Raw genomic sequence first — 17,551 nt, forward strand, 5'->3', positions numbered from 1 at the left:
TCTCCTGGGACGGCGAGCGAGCGGAACGAGGCAAACGGAAGGAGGCGGGGAACAGTTGCCGGGCGGGCTCAGAAGGCGAAGGCCGACATGATGCCGATGTTGACGACCAACAGCGCGCCCGCGGTGGGCAGTTGCGCCTTGATCGGCCCGTACTGGTCCTTGAGCCCCAACAGGGCCGCGGGCACGAGGTTGAAGTTGGCCGCCATCGGGGTGCACAGCGTGCCGCAGAAGCCCGCGAGCATGCCCAGGGCGAGCACCACCGCCGGGTCGCCGCCACCCTCGACCACCAGCACCGGCCAGCCGATCGCCGCGGTCATCACCGGGAACGCGGCGAAGGCGTTGCCCATGATCGTGGTGAACAGGAACATGCCCAGGCAGTACACGATCACCGCGATGTAGATCTGGCCCTCCGGCAGCACCTTCGAGGTGAGCACGCCGACCTGCTTGCCGACCCCCGAGACCTGGAAGATCGAGCCGAGCGTGGCCAGCAGTTGCGGCAGCAGCAGCGCCCAACCCATCGCCTCCAGCATCGAACGGCCCTCGTGGATCGGCACGCTGATGCGCTTCTCGCGGACCACGATCATGCCGACCACGAGTGCGACGATCGCGCCGATGCCCAGGCCCAGGAGAGTCTCGCTGCCCTTTTGCAGGACCGGTTCGGAGCCGATGTGCCATTTCTTCACGATCACCGCACACACCATCGCCACCACCGGGATGGTCAGTGCCGGAATGAACAGGCGGCTGCCGAGGCGGGCGGCGATGGCCACCCGCTGCTCGCTGTCGGTGCTGTGCACGGCGCCCTTGCCGGTGAAGCCGAAGCCGGCCAGACACACCATCACCAGTACGGCCACGCCCAGCGGTTCGGCCGGGGAGGTCTTCTCCACGACGCGGGTGCTGTAGATGAAGCCCGCACCGAGCAGGCCCCAGAACGCGGCGCTGCCGAAGCGCTTGGCATTGCTGCGGTCCACGAGCATCTGCCCGGCCATCACCAGGAAGATGCCGCCGACCAGCCAGAAGAACCACTCGACCTCGATCACTTGAGCTTCCCCTCGGCAACGGCACCATCGGCGGCGGGACGTGCGGACACGGATGCGGCGACGGTTTCGGCGACCGGCCCGGCGGCGGCGACCGCCGCGAACTCGCGGGCCAACGTGCGGTCCAGCCGCAGCAGTCGCCCGCCGTGGATGAGGAACGCGAAGACGGCGGTGGGAATCGCCCACAGCGCCACGTGCAGCGGCTCGATGTGCTGGTGGTAGGTGGTGTTCACGAAGCCGGTGATCAGCAGGATCGAACCGACCGCCAGAAAGCAGTCCTCGCCGAAGAACAGGCCGACGTTGTCGGCGCCCGCGGCGTGCGAACGAATCTTCTCCCGGACCTTGTCCGGGAGCGGCCCGTGGCTGCGCTCGGCGGCGCCCTCGGCCATCGGAACCACCAACGGGCGTACCGTCTGGGCCGGTCCGCCCAGGGTGACCAGGCCGACGGCGGCGGTGAGCTGACGCAGGCCCAGGTACAACACCAGGAAGCGCCCGGTGGTGAGCCTGCCGAACCGCGCGATCAGGGTACGGGCCTGCTCTCGGAGGCCGTTGCGTTCCAGGATGCCGATCACCGGCAGGGTGATCGCGAAGATCGTCACGCCCCGGCTGGACGCGAAGCCGTTGCCGAACGCGGCGAGCACTTCGCGCGGTGACAGGTCTCCGAGCAGGCCGGTGGCCACGCCGGAGACGCCGACCACCAACAGGGGGTTGCGGCGAGTGGCGAACCCTACGATCACCAGTAGGACGCCGAGGAGCACAATCATTGCGCAGCCTTCCACGCTCGGGTCCTCGAACAGGGGGACGAGGAGGTGCCGAGGAGGCTAAGCTATTGTTGAACAATCCCACAAGACCTTGTGAACGGTGCGGGAACTTGATCTACTCCTCCCGCACTGCCCGTCGCACTCTGGGGGAACCCCACATGGGCCAAGACGTCGACCTCGCCCGGCCTTCCGCCGACGACACGCTCGGACGCCTTGCCGCCGATCGCGACCTGCTCGGACGCGCGGGCACCGCACAACGCGTCGCCGAGGTGTTGCGCGATCGCATCGCCGAGGGCGCGCTGCCGCCCGGCACCCGACTGTCCGAACAGGCCCTGGGCGCCGCCCTCGGTGTCTCCCGCAACACGCTGCGCGAGGCGTTCCGCACGCTGGTCGACGGCCGCCTGGTCGTGCACGAGATGAATCGCGGCGTCTTCGTCCGCATGCTCGACCCCGACGACGTGTCCGACATCTACGCGGTCCGTCGAGCCCTGGAGGGCACCGGTCTGCGGGCCGCCGCCACGGCCGCCCCCGAGCGCATCGCCGCACTGCACGCGGCGGTCGCCGGCGGCGAGGCGGCGGCCGACGTCGGCGACTGGCCCGAGGTCGGCACCGCCGACCTGCGCTTCCACCGGGCCCTGGTCGCCCTGGCGGGCAGCCCGCGCCTGGACGAGTACATGACCCGGCTGATCGCCGAGCTGCGGCTGGCCTTCCTGGCCATGCCCTCGGCCCGGGCGCTGCACGAACCGTTCCTGCGCCGCAACCGGCGGATCGCCGACCTGCTCGCGGCCGGCGACACCGCCGGCGCCGCGGTGGTGCTGGAGCGGTACCTGGACGACGCGTGCGAGATGATCTGCACCGCGATGCGCATGGACGGCGCATGAACACCGCCGTGATCGACCTCAACGCCGACCTGGGCGAGGGCTTCGGCCGCTGGACGCTGACCGACGACGAGGCACTGCTGTCCGTGGTGACCAGCGCCAACGTCGCGTGCGGATTCCACGCCGGGGATCCGGTCACGATGCGTCGGGTCTGCGACCTGGCCGCCGAGCACGACGTGCGGATCGGCGCACAGGTCTCCTATCGCGACCTGGCCGGCTTCGGCCGCCGCGCGATGGACGTGCCGGCCGCCGAGCTGGCCGCCGAAGTGGCCTACCAGATCGGCGCGTTGGAGGTCTTCGCCCGAGCCGCCGGGGCCCGGGTGGCCTATCTCAAGCCGCACGGCGCGCTGTACAACCGCACGGTGTGGGACGAGGACCAGGCCGGCGCGGTGGTCGCCGGCGCGCTCCTGGCCGGCGCTGCGCTGCCGGTCCTGGGGCTGCCCGGCTCACGCCTGCTCGAAGCCGCCGAGTCCGCCGGACTGCCTTGCGTACGCGAGGCGTTCGCGGACCGCGCATACACCGCGCAGGGCACCCTGGTGCCGCGCGGGGAACCCGGAGCCGTCGTCCACGACGGGGACCGGGTCGTGTCCCGCTCGCTGACGATGGCGCGTGAGGGCGCCGTCGTCGCCATCACGGGAGAGCGGGTCGCCGTCTCGGCCCGGTCGCTGTGCCTGCACGGCGACACCCCGGGTGCGGCCGATCTGGCGCTGCGGGTCCGCCGCGCGCTGCTGGCCGCCGGCGTGTCCCTGGAGCCGTTCGCGTGAGGGCCCTGCCGGTGGGCCGACACGCGCTGCTCCTGGAGGTGGACACGGCCGACCGGGCCGAGGCGCTGCACGCCGAACTGCTGCGCCGACGCGCCGCGGGAACCCTGCCGACGGTTCGCGAGATCGTCCCGGCCGCACGCACCGTGCTGCTGGACGGGCTCGCGGATCCGGCCGCCCTGGCCGCCGACGTCCCCGGGTGGCACATCCCCCCGCTGTCCGCCGAGGCGGGCGAACTGATCGAGATCGCGGTCCGCTACGACGGGCCGGACCTGGCCGAGGTGGCCGAGCTGTGGCGGGTGCCGGTCGGGCGCGTCCCCGAGATCATCGGCGGGATCACCTTCCGGGTCGCCTTCTGTGGCTTCGCCCCCGGATTCGGCTACCTCACCGGCCTGCCCCGGCGCTACCACCTGGCCCGCCGGGCCACCCCGCGCACCGCCGTACCGGTCGGCTCGCTGGGACTGGCCGGCGAATACGCGGGCGTGTACCCGCGCTCCTCGCCCGGCGGTTGGCAACTGATCGGCAGCACCGACGCGGTGTTGTGGGACGCCGCCCGCGAACCCGCCGCCCTGTTCGCACCCGGGGTACGGGTGCACTTCGTGCCGGAGGACCGATGAAGGCGCGCGCCGTCGAGGTGGTCCGGGCCGGCGCCCCGACCACCGTGCGGACACACTCCGTGCCGGAGGAGCAATGAACACGCGCGCCGTCGAGGTGGTCCGGGCCGGCGCCCTGACCACCGTGCAGGACTTGGGCCGCGCCGGGTTCGCGCACCTGGGTGTGCCCCGCTCCGGCGCGCTGGACCAGCCCGCACACCGGCTCGCCAATCGCCTGGTCGGCAATCCGCCCGACGCGGCGACCCTGGAGACCACCTTGACCGGCACCGCCGTGCGGGTGTGCGCGACCACCGTGGCCGCGGTGGTCGGCGCACCCTGCCCGGTCCGGGTCCAGGGCCGCCCGGTGGCGTGGGGCGCGGCGATCCGGATCCCGGCCGGCGCCGTGCTCGACGTCGGCCCGGCCACCGCCGGTCTGCGCGGCTACCTGGCCTTCGCCGGCGGCGTGGCGGTCGAGCCGGTCCTGGGCAGCCGGTCCACCGACCTGCTCTCCGGACTGGGGCCCGCGCCGCTGGCCGATGGCGACGTGCTCGGGTTGGGCGAGCCGACCGGCCCCACGCCGCCGGGCGCGGACGTGTCCCGTCGACCGGGGCCGCCCACCGAGCTCGTGCTGCCGCTGGTGCTCGGCCCGCGCCAAGACTGGTTCGCACCCGACGCCCCCGCCGCGCTCGGCGCCGCCCGCTACACGGTGGCCTCGGCGAGCAACCGGATCGGGTTGCGCACCGACGGACCCGCGCTGAGCTGGGCGCGCACCGACGAACTGCCCAGCGAGGGCATGGTGTCGGGCGCGGTACAGGTGCCCCCGGACGGTCGGCCCGTGCTCTTCCTGGCCGACCACCCGGTCACCGGCGGCTACCCGGTGATCGGCGTGGTCCCCGAGGAACACCTCGCACCGGCCGCGCAAGCGGTCCCCGGCACCCCGGTCCGCTTCACCGTCACGGCGCACTGACCACCGGGAAACCAGCATCGCGCCGCACCCCGGCGACCGGCAACTCGGCCTCCCTACAAGGGAGTTGCCGGGGTGCGCCCGCGCGCTCGCCGGAGCGGGTCGCACCCCGGCGCCGACCTGCGACGGGACCGCCGCGCCCGTGAGTTCCTCACGGACGAATCCGTGCGTTCCTCACGGCCGTTTCGTGACGAATACGACTGCCGCCCGCTCCGCTTCGCCGGCAATGTTCCCAACGGCACCCGGCCAACGGGAATGGGAGTGCGATGAACAAGGGGTACGCGGTCTACTGCGACGCCGATCGAACCTTCTACGACGCGCCGCACCGACTCCGCACGGACGAGAGCGGTCCGGCGGCGTCCTACCAGACCACGCGCCGCGAACTCCCGGACGGCTGGCGGCGGCACAACTCCGGTGACTGGCTCGCGTTCCGACCGATCGAGTGCCCGCTGCCCGCCCAGGGATGGAAGATCCACGTCTCCGCCTGTCTGGGCAACGCCGACAAGGTGCTCGCCGCGGTCTGGGACTACTGCGTCCCGCGCCGCATCGCCTTCAAGTGCGTGCCGAGCCCGTACCTGCTGCACACGCGCAACGCCAAGTACGCCGAGCGGGCCGGGAGCGGAAAGTTCGTCACCGTCTACCCCGCCGACGACGGGCAGTGTCAGCGCATCGCGACGGACCTGGCCGCACTGTTGGCCGGCGAGCCCGGCCCGTACATCCTCAGCGATCTGCGCTGGGGCGAGGGGCCGGTCTACCTGCGGTACGGCAGCTTCACCGAACGCAACTGCCACGACGAGCGCGGCGAGTTGTGCCCCGCGATCGAGGACGACACCGGCACGCTGGTCCCCGACCGCCGCGAACCCACCTTCCGGCTGCCGCCGTGGCTCGAACTGCCCGCCTTCCTGGGCCCGCACCTGGCCGCCCGTTCCGCGACCACCGTCGGCGAACTCCCGTACAAGATCGAGCGTGCGCTGCACTTCTCCAACGGCGGTGGCGTCTACATCGGCCGGGACCTGCGCACCGACGAGCAGGTCGTGCTCAAGGAGGCCCGCCCGCACGCCGGACTCGCCGCGGACGGCGCGGACGCGGTCACCCGGCTGGAGCGCGAGCGCGACGCGCTGCGCCGGCTGAGCGGACTCGCCTGTACGCCCGAGGTGCACGACTGGTTCGACCTCGGCGAACACCGCTTCCTGGTGCTGGAGTTCATCCAGGGCAGTCCGCTGAACACGTTCTTCGCACACCGGCATCCGCTGATCGAGACGGACCCCTCGCCCGAACGGCTGGCCGAGTACACCCAGTGGGCGATGCGTGTGTACACACTCGTGGAGAACGCGGTCGCGCAGATCCATGCCCGCGGCGTGGTGTTCAACGACCTGCACCTGTTCAACATCATGATGTCCGAGGACGAGAGCGCGGTGACGCTGCTCGACTTCGAGGCCGCCACCGTGGACGACGAGAGCGGTCGGCAGGTGGTCGCCAATCCCGGCTTCGTCGCTCCGCGCGACCGGCGCGGCGCCGACGTGGACCGCTACGCCCTCGCCTGTCTGCGCATCGCCCTGTTCCTGCCGCTGACCAGCCTGTTCACCGTGGACCGGGACAAGGCCCGGCACCTGGCCGAAATCGCCGCCGAGCAATTCCCGATCCCGGCCGGTTGGCTGGACGCGGCGGTCGAGGAGATCCTGCGCGGCCACCACCCGGAGCAGGCCCGGGACGCGGCGTCGCCGGCGGCGCACGGCGCACGGTCGACGGACGCATACCTGCCGGTCGCCCTCGACGACTGGCCGAACAGCCGCGACTCGATGGCCCGGGCGATCCACGCGTCGGCGACCCCGGACCGCGAGGATCGTTGTTTCCCGGGCGACATCACCCAGTTCGCCGTGCCCGGCGGCGGCGCCTGCTTCGGCTACGGTGCGGCCGGTGTGTTGTACGCCCTGGCCGAGACCGGTGCCGAGCCGCTGCCGGTGGCCGAGAAATGGCTGCTGCGCAGCACCGAGAACCTGCCCTCCGGGAACCCGATCGGCTTCTACGACGGGCTGTCCGGCGTCGCCTGGACACTGGACCGACTCGGCCATCGGGAACGGGCCCTGGATCTGGTCGACACGATCCTGGCGCAGGACCGGCGCACCCTGGGTTCCGATCTGCACAGCGGACTCGCCGGCCTTGGCCTGGCCCTGGAGGCACTGGCCTGCTCCACCGGCGAAATCGGCCTGCACACCCACGCGATCGCGTGCGCCGAGCAACTCGCCGACCGCGCCCGCACGGGCCCCGCACCGGCCCGCGCCGGTCTGCTGCACGGCGCCACCGGCAGCGCGCTGTTGTACCTGCGGCTGTACGAACGGCTGGGCGACTCCAGCCTGTTGGACGCCGCCGCCGATGCGCTGCGGGCCGACCTGGCCCGCTGTGTGGTCGCGGTCGGCGGCACCCTCCAGGTCGACGAGGGCCGACGCACGATGCCGTACCTGGGCGCGGGCAGCGTGGGCATCGGAATGGTCCTCGACGACTACCTCGCGCACCGCCCCGACGCCGACTTCGAGCAGGCCCGGATCGAGATCGTCCGTGCCGCGCAGGCCAGGTTCTACGCCCAGCCCGGCCTGTTCCGCGGCGCCGCGGGCATGGTGTTGCACCTGAGTCGCACCAGCACCGGAGGACCCGGCACCGAACCCGAGGACATCCGTCGGCAGATCGAGTCGCTGTCCTGGGGCGCCGTCCCCTACCGGGGGCATCTGGCCTTCGCCGGTGAGCAGATGATGCGCCTGTCGATGGACCTGAGCACCGGCACCGCCGGTTGCCTGCTCGCGTTGGGCAGCGCCCTGCACGACCGACCCGTGCAACTGCCCTTCCTCCCGCCGCCTTCGCGGCCCTAGAGCCGATTCCTTCACGGGGATCGAAGCAGGACCGGCCCGCCGTTCCGGGGGCCGGCGCACCATCCGAACGATCGAGCTCCACTACCGAGAGGAACGATCATCATGGCACTTCTCGACCTGCAGGCGCTGGAAACCGAAGAGGCCCCCGAGTTCGGCGGCGGTGGCGGTGGCAGCCGCGCCAGCCTGCTCCTGTGCGGCAACAGCAGCCTGAGCCTGGTCACCTGCAACTGACCGACTCACTCCCGGGGTTGAACACCCCGAGATGACGAGCTGAACGCGGTCCCGGGCGGCGGCATTCCGCCCGGGACCGCTGCTCTCGAAAGTACGCCACCCGCCAAGCTCCCAGGACCGCACCCCGCACCCGGAGGCGAGGAATCGCAGCGCATGGCCGCAACGCGCCGGACAGCCGAACGCGCCGAACCGGCGCCCACCGACGGCACCGGCCGACTCCTGGCCGGCGCCCTCCGGCACAGCGCGGGCCGCACCGCGGCCGTGTTCGGTTGCAGTCTCGGCGCCGCGGCCGTCGCGATCGCGCTGCCCGCCGTCCTCGGCCACGCGCTCGACCTGCTCCTCGACGACGCCGCCGGAGCGCGCCGCGCGGTCGCCCTGTGCGCCGTGCTGATCCTGGCCGAGGTCGTCTTCGACGCCGCAGAGGCGCTCCTGGGCGGGATCACCACCGCCCGCACCGCCGCGTGGCTGCGCCGGCTGGGCGTCGACCACGTGTTGTCGCTCGCCCCGCATCGCGCCGCCGAACGCTGCACCCCCGGCGACCTGGTCACCCGGCTCACCGGCAACGTCGCCGAGGCGAGCACCGCGCCCACCACGGCCGCAACCGGCGTGGCCACCCTGTTCGTTCCGCTCGGCGGCCTGATCGCTCTCGCGGTGATCGACATCTGGCTGTTCGCCGTCTTCCTGGCGGGTGTACCGCTGCTGGCCTGGTTGTTGCGCGCCTTCGTCCGCGACTCCTCGGACAGCGTGGCTCGTTACCAGCGCGTCCAGGCGGACATCGCCGGCCGGCTCGTCGAGGCGCTGGGCGGCGCACGCACGATCGCCGCCGCCGGCAGCTCGGCGCGCGAACTCGACCGAATCCTCGCGCCGTTGCCCGAATTGGGCAACCAGGGCAGGCGGATGTGGCACGTCTACGGTCGAGCCATGGCCGGCGCCGGGATCCTGGTGCCGCTGCTGACCACGGCCGTACTGGCCGTCGGTGGGGTGCGACTGACCCACGGCGACCTGACCGTCGGCGAACTGCTCGCCGCCTCGCGCTACGCCGTACTGGCCGCCGGCCTGGGGGCCGCCGTCGGGCAACTCAACGGCCTCGTGCGCAGCCGCGCCGCGGCCCGCCGCACCGCCGAGTTGCTGGCCGTGCCCCCGATGCGTTCGGGCGGCGACCCGCTTCCGGCGAACGGCCCGGGCCGGCTCGAACTGCGCGGGGTCACCGTCGTCCGCAACGGCACGCCGGTGCTGCGCGACGTGCACCTGATCGTGCCGGGCGGCACCACCGCGGCCGTGGTCGGGCACTCCGGCGCGGGCAAGTCCACGCTCGCCGCGGTCGCCGGGCGGCTGACCGACGTGGATGCGGGTGTGGTGTTGCTGGACGGCGTACCGCTGACCGCGATCGACCCGGCGCAGCTGCGTCGGGAGGTCGGGTACGCCTTCGAGCGGCCGGCCCTGTTCGGCGACACGATCGCCGAGGCGATCGCCTTCGGGCCCTACACCTGCTCCCCCGGCCGGATCGAGATCGCCGCCGAGGCGGCCGGCGCCGACAGTTTCATCCGGCTGCTGCCCCAGGGCTACGCGGCGCCGCTGGGCAGCGCGCCGCTGTCCGGCGGCGAGCTGCAACGGCTCGGTCTGGCAAGGGCGTTCGCTCATGCCGGCCGGCTGCTCGTGCTGGACGACGCCACCTCGAGCCTGGACAGCGTCACCGAACTGCGGGTCGGGCGGGCGCTGGTCCGCGACGTCCGCGCGGGCACCCGGCTGCTGATCGCCCACCGGGCCTCCTCGGCGGCGCGGGCCGATCTGGTCGTGTGGTTGGAGGACGGCCGGGTACGCGCGCTCGGCCCGCACGAGACGCTGTGGGAAGACCCGGACTATCGGGCGGTCTTCGCGGATCCGGGCGATGTGTCGAGCACCGGTGGATCGGCTGCCGGGGCGGCGTCGGATCCGGCCGGGGAGGACCGGTGAGCGGCGGTCGATCCCGGGTGCCCGCACTGGCCCGGCGCTTCCTGGCCCGGCGCCGGATGGTCCTGCTCCGGCTCGCGGGCTGGTCGCTGCTGGAGTCGGCGCAGACGTTCCTCGGCGGCTACGGCGTGGCGATGGCCCTCGATCACGGCTTCCTGGCCGGGCACGCCGGAATCGGTCTGGCCTGGCTGGCCGTCGCGGCGGTGGCGATCGTGCTCGGCGGGGCGGCCACGGGCGGGATCTTTCGCGGCCTGGCCGATCTGGTCGAGCCGCTGCGCGACGGGCTGGTCCGGCGGGTGGCGACCGGCGCGTTGATCGAGGCGATCGAGGCGCCGGCGCGCGCGGCGGACAGCGCGGTGGTCTCCCGACTGACCAACCAGTGCGAGATCGCCCGGGACAGCTTCGCCGGACTGGTCCTGGTGGCCCGCTCCTTCCTCTTCACCGCGCTCGGTGCCCTGTTCGGACTGGCCGCGCTGGCGCCGGAGTTGCTGGTCGTGGTGGTGCCGCCGCTGGTGCTGGGGCTGGCGCTCTTCCTGGCCACGCTGGCACCGATGGCCGCCCGGCAGCGCGCCTTCCTGGACGCCGACGAGGCGCTGTCCACCCGACTCGGGACGGTTGCGACGGGCCTGCGCGACGTGCTCGCGGGCGGCGCGCGCGATTCGGTCGCGGCACACACGCACGCGCTGATCGACGCCGAGGCGCGCGCGGCGCGGTCGTTGGCCCGGTGGGCCGGTGCGCGGGCGATCGCACTCGCGGTGGCCGGGCAGTTGCCGGTCCTGCTGCTGTTGGTGACCGCTCCCTGGCTGCTCGACCGGGGCCTGACCGCGGGTGCGCTGCTGGGGGCGCTGACGTACCTCACCCAGGCGCTGCTGCCGGCGCTGCACACGTTGATGCACGCGCTGGGCGCGGCCGGCACCCGACTGCTCGTAGTGCTGGATCGGCTCACCTCGGGACCGGCGGCCGGCCCGGCGGCGGCGCGGCACGTGGCCGGCACGACCGGCGGGCCGCCGCGGGTGCGGATGCACCGCGTGACGTTCGGGTACGGCCCGAACGCGGCGCCGGTGTTGCGCGATCTGGACCTGATCGTCGAACCCGGTGAGCACCTCGTGGTGGTCGGCCCCAGTGGGATCGGCAAATCGACGCTGGCCGCCGTCGTCGCGGGGGTGCTCGCGCCGGACCGGGGCGAGGTGCACGTGGACGGACGGCCGGTCCGCCCGGTCGGCGGCGATTCGTCCCGGCTGCGGGTGCTCATCCCGCAGCAGGCGTACGTGTTCACCGGCAGCGTGCGGGAGAACCTGCTCTACCTGTGCCCGGACGGCGCGACCACCTCGGCGCTGACCGCATCGGCGGACGCCGTCGGCCTGTTGCCGCTGATCGATCGACTGGGCGGCCTCGATGCGCCGGTGGACCCGGCCTCGTTGTCCCAGGGCGAGCGCCAGTTGATCGCCTTGGCGCGGGCCCATCTGTCACCGGCGCCCCTGGTGGTGTTGGACGAGGCCACCTGTCACCTGGACCCGGTCGCCGAACGGCGTGCCGAACGGGCCTTCGCGAAGCGGCCCGGGACGCTGATCGTGGTCGCCCATCGGATCAGTTCGGCCCGACGGGCGGACCGGGTGCTCGTCCTGGACGGCGTGCACGCGATGTGCGGGACGCATCGGGAACTCCTGGATCGCTCCTCGCTGTACCGCGATCTGGTCGGGGACTGGCACGCCGAGCGGATCTGAGCCGGGCATCGATGCGAGGGGAGCGGGCGTCGGCGGGGCGGTGCGGGGCGTCGGGGGCGAATGGGGTCGGGATCCGGGCTGGGGTGCGCCCGGATCCGACCGGGCCGGTCTATACCCAGCCGGCGTCCTGTGAGATCCGGATCGCGTCGATGCGATTGCGGGCGCCCGTCTTGCGGGTGATCGCGGACATGTAGTTCCGGACGGTGCCGATGCTGAGCCGCAGGTTACGGGCTATCTCCGGAGCGGACGCCCCCTCGGCGGCCAGGGTCAGCACCCGCATCTCGCGGGGGGTCAGCGGAGCGCTCGCGGCGCGCAGCAGGTCCAACGCGAGCGACCCGTCCACGTAGCGCCGACCGGCGGCCACCAGCCGGATCGCCCGCGGCAGTTGCGGAGGCTGGGCGTCCTTGTCCACGAAGCCCATGGCCTTGGCCTCGGCCGCCCGGCACAGGCTGCCCGGCCGGGAGGTGGTGGCCAGGACGAGCAGGGCACAGTCCGGATCGACCGGCCGACGCGGTAACCGCACGGACCCGGGACAGTCCACGTCCACCACGCAGACGTGCGGACGCTGGCACCGGGCCCGATTCGGTGCGCCGTCCCAACTGTCGGCCTCCACTTCTATGTCCTCCTCACGATCGAGCAGCGCGGTGAGCGCCGATCGCATCAATTCCGTGTCGTGCACCAAGAGAACGCGGATCATTGTTCGCTCCCAATCGACGCCGACGTCCCGAAGTTGCCCGTCGAGCACCTCGATAGCTACCCCGCCCCACGACTTACACCACAACCCGTAACCGAATGATGCGTTTGTGCGACGTTTGGATCCGTCGCTCGCACTTCCTGTCGAACCACGACCGCTAGGGGCCGCTCTCGATCACACCGGGCCGACGGCGCGCCCGGCGCGGCCCCGGGCGTCGCGAAAGAAGGACGCGGAACGCGAACGCCCGCTACCTGCGGCGCCCGTCGCTACCGGGCCGACGCGGGCGATCGGAGCGTCGGGTTCGGGCCCAGGACGGCGCCCAGGTTTCGCCCTCCTGGTCGTCGGGTGCCGACGCGACGAGGTGGTCGCGGAGCGCGGTGAGCGCGGGGTGCGGATTGTCCGTGCGCCAGACCAGCGAGTGCGGGTAGATCGGGGTCGGATCGCACAGGGGGATGAGCCGCAGGTCGTGGCCGACCGGCCAGACGAGCGGCGTTCGGTCGGTGAGGAAGGTCGCCAACGTCGACGAGTCGGCGATCGTGTCGAGGAGCGCCTCGATGCCGAAGTCGGGACCGATCGTGTCGATGGTGAGCCCGAACGCGGCGGCGAGCCCGTCGTAGTAGGCGGTCCACTCGGTGCCGCGGATGTTGCCCGGCATCCAGATCCGGTGCCCGACCAGTCGGTCGAGCGCGACCGCACGGGCGGTGGCGAACTCGTGGGCGGGGCCGACGAACAGCCGAAGCGGCTCGTCGAGGACCGGGGTCGCCTCGACACCGTCCGGCAACTGCCGACCGGGCATCGTGACGGCACGCAGGGTCGCGTCGATGGCGCCGGACCGTACCGCGTCCACGGCCGCGTCCGCACCGAGGAGGGTCACCACGTCGAGCCCGATCTCCGGGTGCGCGCGATGGAATTCGCGGACCAGGCCGGCCGGGGCGAGCCGTCGACCCACGACGTCGACCCGCAGCGCGCGCCGCCCCGGACGCACGGACGCGGCGGCCTGCTCCTCGGCATGCAGAAGAGCCCGGGCGTGTGGCAGGAACACCTGCCCGTCGATGGTCAGCCGGGCTCCGCGCGCGGTTCGCACGAACAGCTGCACACCGAGGTCCTTCTCCAGCGCGGCGATGCGCTTGGAGACGGCCTGCTGGGTGATCGACAGTTGCGCCGCGGCCGACTGGAACTGCCCCGCGTCCACGGCGGCGACGAAGGTGCGCACGGCGGCGATATCCACGCCGTCATCCTAGAAGCACAACCAGAGGTTGTGAGCAGTGGGTGAGATAGTTGTTTGATCCCATTACGGCACGCTCGATTTGATGTCTCCGATCAACGCCCGGTTTCACCAATGGCGGCCTCCCGCCGGCCTCGGAGATGACTCACGCGTGCCGAATTCCTTCGTCCACCTGCACAACCACACCGAATACTCGATGCTCGACGGCGCCCAGAAGCTCGGGCCGATGTTCGGCGAGGTCGCCCGGCTGGGGATGCCCGCGATCGCCATGAGCGACCACGGCAACATGTTCGGCGCGCACGAGTTCGCCCGGGTCGCGAAGGGCTTCGACGGCGTCAAGCCGATCATCGGCATCGAGGCGTACGTGGCGCCCTCGTCCCGGTTCTCCCGGAAGCAGGAGTTCTGGGGACCCGGTGGCCGGCGCGCCGTCGGCAACGACGGCGAGGGCTCGAAGGACGTCTCCGGAGGCGGCCGCTTCACGCACATGACCATGTGGGCGCGCGACGTCCGGGGGCTGCGGAACCTGTTCCGGCTCAGCACCCAGGCCGGCTACGAGGGCCAATTCCCGGCGGGCAAGCCGCGCATGGACCGGGAGTCGATCGCGCAGCGGCCCGAGGGCATCATCGCCACGACCGGCTGTCCCTCCGGCGAGGTGCAGACCCGCCTGCGGCTGAACCAGTACGACGAGGCGAAGGCCGCCGCCGCGGCATACCGTGAGATCTTCGGCCCGGAGAACTACTTCCTGGAGCTGATGGACCACGGTCTGGCCATCGAACGCGAAGTCCGCGACGGACTGCTGCGCCTGGCCCGCGAGTTGGGCCTACCGCTGCTGGCCACCAACGACGCGCACTACGTCACCGAGGACCAGGCCGACGCGCACGACAGCCTGCTGTGCATCGGCGTCGGCAAGGACAAGAACGACCCCAAGCGCTTCCGCTTCGACGGTTCCGGCTACTACCTCAAGTCGGCCGCCGAAATGCGCACCCTGTTCGCGGAGTTGCCCGTGGCCTGCGACAACACCCTGCTGATCGCCGAACGCATCGAGTCCTACGACGACGTCTTCGACTACGTCGACGAGATGCCGCACTTCCCGGACGTACCCGCCGGCGAGAGCCAGGAATCGTGGCTGCGCAGGGAAGTCCTCAGGGGGTTGGCGATGCGCTACGGGGACCCGATCCCCGTGCACGTCCTGGATCGCTTCGAGACCGAGATGTCGGTCATCGGCCCGATGGGCTTCAGCTCGTACTTCCTCGTCGTCGCCGACATCTGCCGGCACGCCCGGGACAACCGGATCCCGCTCGGTCCCGGCCGCGGCTCGGCCACCGGCTCCATCGTGGCCTACGCCACGCGCATCACCGAACTGTGCCCACTGGAACACGGCCTGCTGTTCGAGCGGTTCCTCAATCCCGAGCGGATCAACCCGCCCGACGTAGACCTCGACTTCGACGACCGCCAACGCGACCGCATGGTCCGCTACGTCACCGAGAAGTACGGCGACGAGTACACCGCCATGGTGAACACGTTCGGCCGGATCAAGGCGAAGAACGCGATCAAGGACTCCGCCCGCATCCTGGGCTACCCGTACTCCCACGGCGAGCGCATCACCAAGGCCCTCCCGCCGGATCACAACGGCAAGCCCGCCCCGCTGGCCGCGGTCTTCGACGCCGCCCACGAGCGGTATGCCGAGGCCGGCGAACTGCGCCGCATGTACGACGAGGAGCAGGACGTCAGGCGGGTGCTGGACACCGCGCGCGGAGTCGAGGGCCTGATCCGAGGCACCGGTGTGCACGCCGCGGCGGTGATCCTGTCCAAGACCAGACTCACCGACCGCATCCCGCTGCACATGCGCGCCTCGGACGGCGTGCGGATCACCGGGTTCGACTACCCCTCGTGCGAGGCGATGGGCCTGATCAAGATGGACTTCCTGGGCCTGCGGAACCTGGGCGTGATCGACCAGGCCATCGAGAACATCCGCGAGAACCGGGGCATCGAGCTGGCCACCGTCGACCCGCTGAACGCCGATTCCTCGGCGACGGTGATCCCTCTGGACGACGCCCGGACGTATCGGCTGTTGGCCGAGGGCAACACGTTCGGCGTCTTCCAACTCGACGGCGGCGGCATGCGCGTGCTGCTGCGGCAGATGGAACCCACCCGGTTCGAGGACATCGCCGCGGTCAACGCCCTGTACCGGCCCGGCCCCATGGCGGCGAACGCACACACCAACTACGCGCACCGCAAGACCGGCCGCCAGGAGATCACCCCGATCCACCCCGAACTTCGCGACGCGCTGGAGCCAATCCTCGGGAACACCTTCCACCTGCTCGTCTACCAGGAGCAGATCATGGCCATCGCCCGGGAACTGGCCGGCTACACCCTGGGCGGCGCCGACCTGTTGCGCCGGGCGATGGGCAAGAAGAAGCCGGAGGTGCTCGCCGCGGAATGGGACCGGTTCCACGACGGCATGCGCGGCAACGGCTTCGGCGAGGAAGCGATCAAGGCCCTGTGGGACGTCATGCTCCCGTTCTCCGGTTACGCGTTCAACAAGTCCCACACCGCCGGTTACGGCCTCGTCTCGTACTGGACCGCCTACCTCAAGGCCAACCACCCGGCCGAGTACATGGCCGCGCTGCTCACCTCCGTCGGCGACGACAAGGACAAGGCCGCGATCTACCTCGCCGACGCCCGCAAGAACGGGGTGCGCGTACTGCCCCCCGATGTCAACGAGTCCGTCGCGGAGTTCACCGCCGTCGGTGACGATGTGCGGTTCGGACTGCGGTCCGTGCGCAACGTCGGCGACACCGTCATCGACGCCGTCGTCGACGCCCGGCGCCGGAAGGGGAAGTTCACCTCCTTCGCCGACTTCCTGACCAAGGCGGACCTGCCCGCCTTGAACAAGCGCGCCGTGGACTCCCTGATCAAGGCCGGCACGTTCGACTCCCTGGGGCATTCGCGCAAGGGCCTGGCCGCCGCCCACGAGGACGCCATCGACGCGTTCATCCCGGTGAAGAAGGCGGCGAGTTTCGGCCAGGACGACCTCTTCGCCGACGCGGGCGCAGCGGACGGCGACGGGCCCGCCTTCGGCCTGGACTTCCCGATCGACGACGCCGAGTGGCCCCGGCGGCAACTCCTGGCCACCGAACGCGAGATGCTCGGCCTGTACGTCTCCGCCCACCCGCTGGACGGGGCCGAGCACATCCTCGCCGCCGCGCGGGACTGCTCCATCGCGGCGCTGCTCGGCTCGGGCTCCGGCTCCGAACGCGGCTCCGGCGCCGGCTCCGGCTCGGGCGAGGTCCGGCTGGCGGGGCTGATCACCGGTGTACAACTCAAGACGACCAAGCAGGGCAACGTATGGGCCATCGTCAACCTCGAAGACCGGGACGCCGGCATCGAGGTCCTGTTCTTCCCCGCCGTCTACCGCCTCGTCCGGCACGCACTGGTCGAGGACCACGTCGTCCGCGTCACCGGCCGGGTCGAGGACCGGGACGGAACCCCGAACATCTTCGGCCGGGAAGCGACGGTGCTGGACGTGTCCTCCGCGGAACACGGCGGCAAACCCCCCGTCCGCCTCACCCTCCCCGCCCACCGCGTCACCGAACAATCGGTGGCCGAACTCAAGCGCATCCTCGCCGCCCACCCCGGCGACACCCCGGTCCACCTCACCGTCCGCGCCACCCACAAGACCACCGTCTACGCCCTGGCCGCCAAGGTGAACCCGACCACCCTGGCCTCCGACATCAAGGGCACCTTCGGCCCCGACACCTGGACCGGCGGCACCTGAGCACTCCCTAGTGCCGTGCCCGGCAACGTTTGCCCCGTCGCGGTGTTCGGTGCGGTGCATCGGCGTGCCGCCGGAACGTTCTCGTACTGGAGTA

At 71.8% G+C, this 17,551-nt stretch carries 13 protein-coding genes; 9 read left to right on the forward strand and 4 right to left on the reverse strand.

Translation table 11 applies throughout. The features are described from left to right. Positions 1 to 68: 68 nt before the first annotated feature. On the reverse strand, positions 69 to 1,037 hold the full coding sequence (locus tag ACZOOI_RS35865) for a DUF979 domain-containing protein (protein ID WP_465283744.1): 969 nt from the start codon (positions 1,035 to 1,037) through the stop codon (positions 69 to 71). Next, positions 1,034 to 1,798, reverse strand: a complete 765-nt coding sequence (locus ACZOOI_RS35870) for a DUF969 domain-containing protein (protein WP_465283745.1) — start codon at positions 1,796 to 1,798, stop codon at positions 1,034 to 1,036. Before ACZOOI_RS35870 ends, ACZOOI_RS35865 begins: the two co-directional genes overlap by 4 nt. 155 nt (positions 1,799 to 1,953) lie before the next feature. Between ACZOOI_RS35870 and ACZOOI_RS35875 the strand changes: the two genes are divergently transcribed. The 8 genes from ACZOOI_RS35875 (at position 1,954) to ACZOOI_RS35910 (ending at position 11,760) form a co-directional block, all read left to right on the forward strand. After that, on the forward strand, positions 1,954 to 2,676 hold the full coding sequence (locus tag ACZOOI_RS35875; protein ID WP_465283746.1) for a GntR family transcriptional regulator: 723 nt from the start codon (positions 1,954 to 1,956) through the stop codon (positions 2,674 to 2,676). Next, positions 2,673 to 3,437, forward strand: coding sequence for a LamB/YcsF family protein (locus ACZOOI_RS35880; protein ID WP_465283747.1), 765 nt, complete (start codon positions 2,673 to 2,675; stop codon positions 3,435 to 3,437). Before ACZOOI_RS35875 ends, ACZOOI_RS35880 begins: the two co-directional genes overlap by 4 nt. Beyond that, positions 3,434 to 4,051, forward strand: coding sequence for a 5-oxoprolinase subunit B family protein (locus ACZOOI_RS35885; protein ID WP_465283748.1), 618 nt, complete (start codon positions 3,434 to 3,436; stop codon positions 4,049 to 4,051). Before ACZOOI_RS35880 ends, ACZOOI_RS35885 begins: the two co-directional genes overlap by 4 nt. Before the next feature lie 73 nt (positions 4,052 to 4,124). Continuing rightward, a complete protein-coding gene (locus ACZOOI_RS35890) occupies positions 4,125 to 4,994 on the forward strand; it encodes a 5-oxoprolinase subunit C family protein (protein ID WP_465283749.1) in 870 nt (289 codons plus the stop codon). A 263-nt stretch (positions 4,995 to 5,257) separates the two neighbouring features. Then, positions 5,258 to 7,855, forward strand: a complete 2,598-nt coding sequence (gene lanKC / locus ACZOOI_RS35895) for a class III lanthionine synthetase LanKC (protein WP_465283750.1) — start codon at positions 5,258 to 5,260, stop codon at positions 7,853 to 7,855. Between the two features lie 102 nt (positions 7,856 to 7,957). Further along, the gene (locus ACZOOI_RS35900) at positions 7,958 to 8,086 is read left to right on the forward strand and encodes a SapB/AmfS family lanthipeptide (RefSeq protein ID WP_396006173.1); all 129 of its coding nucleotides are present in this window, start codon (positions 7,958 to 7,960) and stop codon (positions 8,084 to 8,086) included. 153 nt (positions 8,087 to 8,239) lie between these two features. After that, positions 8,240 to 10,039: an ABC transporter ATP-binding protein gene (locus tag ACZOOI_RS35905; RefSeq protein WP_465283751.1), complete on the forward strand. Its 1,800-nt coding sequence runs from the start codon at positions 8,240 to 8,242 to the stop codon at positions 10,037 to 10,039. A 56-nt stretch (positions 10,040 to 10,095) separates the two neighbouring features. Beyond that, positions 10,096 to 11,760, forward strand: coding sequence for an ATP-binding cassette domain-containing protein (locus ACZOOI_RS35910; RefSeq protein ID WP_465284111.1), 1,665 nt, complete (start codon positions 10,096 to 10,098; stop codon positions 11,758 to 11,760). 109 nt (positions 11,761 to 11,869) lie between these two features. Here the strand turns inward: ACZOOI_RS35910 and ACZOOI_RS35915 are convergent, their stop codons facing one another. Both ACZOOI_RS35915 and ACZOOI_RS35920 read right to left on the reverse strand, forming a co-directional pair. Next, positions 11,870 to 12,457, reverse strand: a complete 588-nt coding sequence (locus ACZOOI_RS35915) for a response regulator transcription factor (RefSeq protein WP_465283752.1) — start codon at positions 12,455 to 12,457, stop codon at positions 11,870 to 11,872. 244 nt (positions 12,458 to 12,701) lie between these two features. After that, positions 12,702 to 13,682 (reverse strand): LysR family transcriptional regulator, encoded by a 981-nt coding sequence (locus ACZOOI_RS35920; protein WP_465283753.1) that lies wholly within the window; start codon positions 13,680 to 13,682, stop codon positions 12,702 to 12,704. Positions 13,683 to 13,830: 148 nt separating this feature from the next. Here ACZOOI_RS35920 and dnaE point away from each other — a divergent pair, with 148 nt between their 5' ends. Then, positions 13,831 to 17,457 (forward strand): DNA polymerase III subunit alpha, encoded by a 3,627-nt coding sequence (gene dnaE, locus ACZOOI_RS35925; RefSeq protein WP_465283754.1) that lies wholly within the window; start codon positions 13,831 to 13,833, stop codon positions 17,455 to 17,457. The last annotated feature ends 94 nt before the right edge of the window (positions 17,458 to 17,551 follow it).

The sequence above is a fragment of the Embleya sp. L77 genome (genome assembly GCF_055557415.1).

What these genes read in the sequence shown, in the direction of transcription:
- ACZOOI_RS35870 (WP_465283745.1), bottom strand. Translation starts at nt 1,798, where the DNA reads ATGATTGTGCTCCTCGGCGTCCTACTGGTGATCGTAGGGTTCGCCACT.
- ACZOOI_RS35875 (WP_465283746.1), top strand. Translation starts at nt 1,954, where the DNA reads ATGGGCCAAGACGTCGACCTCGCCCGGCCTTCCGCCGACGACACGCTC.
- ACZOOI_RS35880 (WP_465283747.1), top strand. Translation starts at nt 2,673, where the DNA reads ATGAACACCGCCGTGATCGACCTCAACGCCGACCTGGGCGAGGGCTTC.
- ACZOOI_RS35890 (WP_465283749.1), top strand. Translation starts at nt 4,125, where the DNA reads ATGAACACGCGCGCCGTCGAGGTGGTCCGGGCCGGCGCCCTGACCACC.
- lanKC (WP_465283750.1), top strand. Translation starts at nt 5,258, where the DNA reads ATGAACAAGGGGTACGCGGTCTACTGCGACGCCGATCGAACCTTCTAC.
- ACZOOI_RS35900 (WP_396006173.1), top strand. Translation starts at nt 7,958, where the DNA reads ATGGCACTTCTCGACCTGCAGGCGCTGGAAACCGAAGAGGCCCCCGAG.
- ACZOOI_RS35905 (WP_465283751.1), top strand. Translation starts at nt 8,240, where the DNA reads ATGGCCGCAACGCGCCGGACAGCCGAACGCGCCGAACCGGCGCCCACC.
- ACZOOI_RS35910 (WP_465284111.1), top strand. Translation starts at nt 10,096, where the DNA reads ATGGTCCTGCTCCGGCTCGCGGGCTGGTCGCTGCTGGAGTCGGCGCAG.
- ACZOOI_RS35915 (WP_465283752.1), bottom strand. Translation starts at nt 12,457, where the DNA reads ATGATCCGCGTTCTCTTGGTGCACGACACGGAATTGATGCGATCGGCG.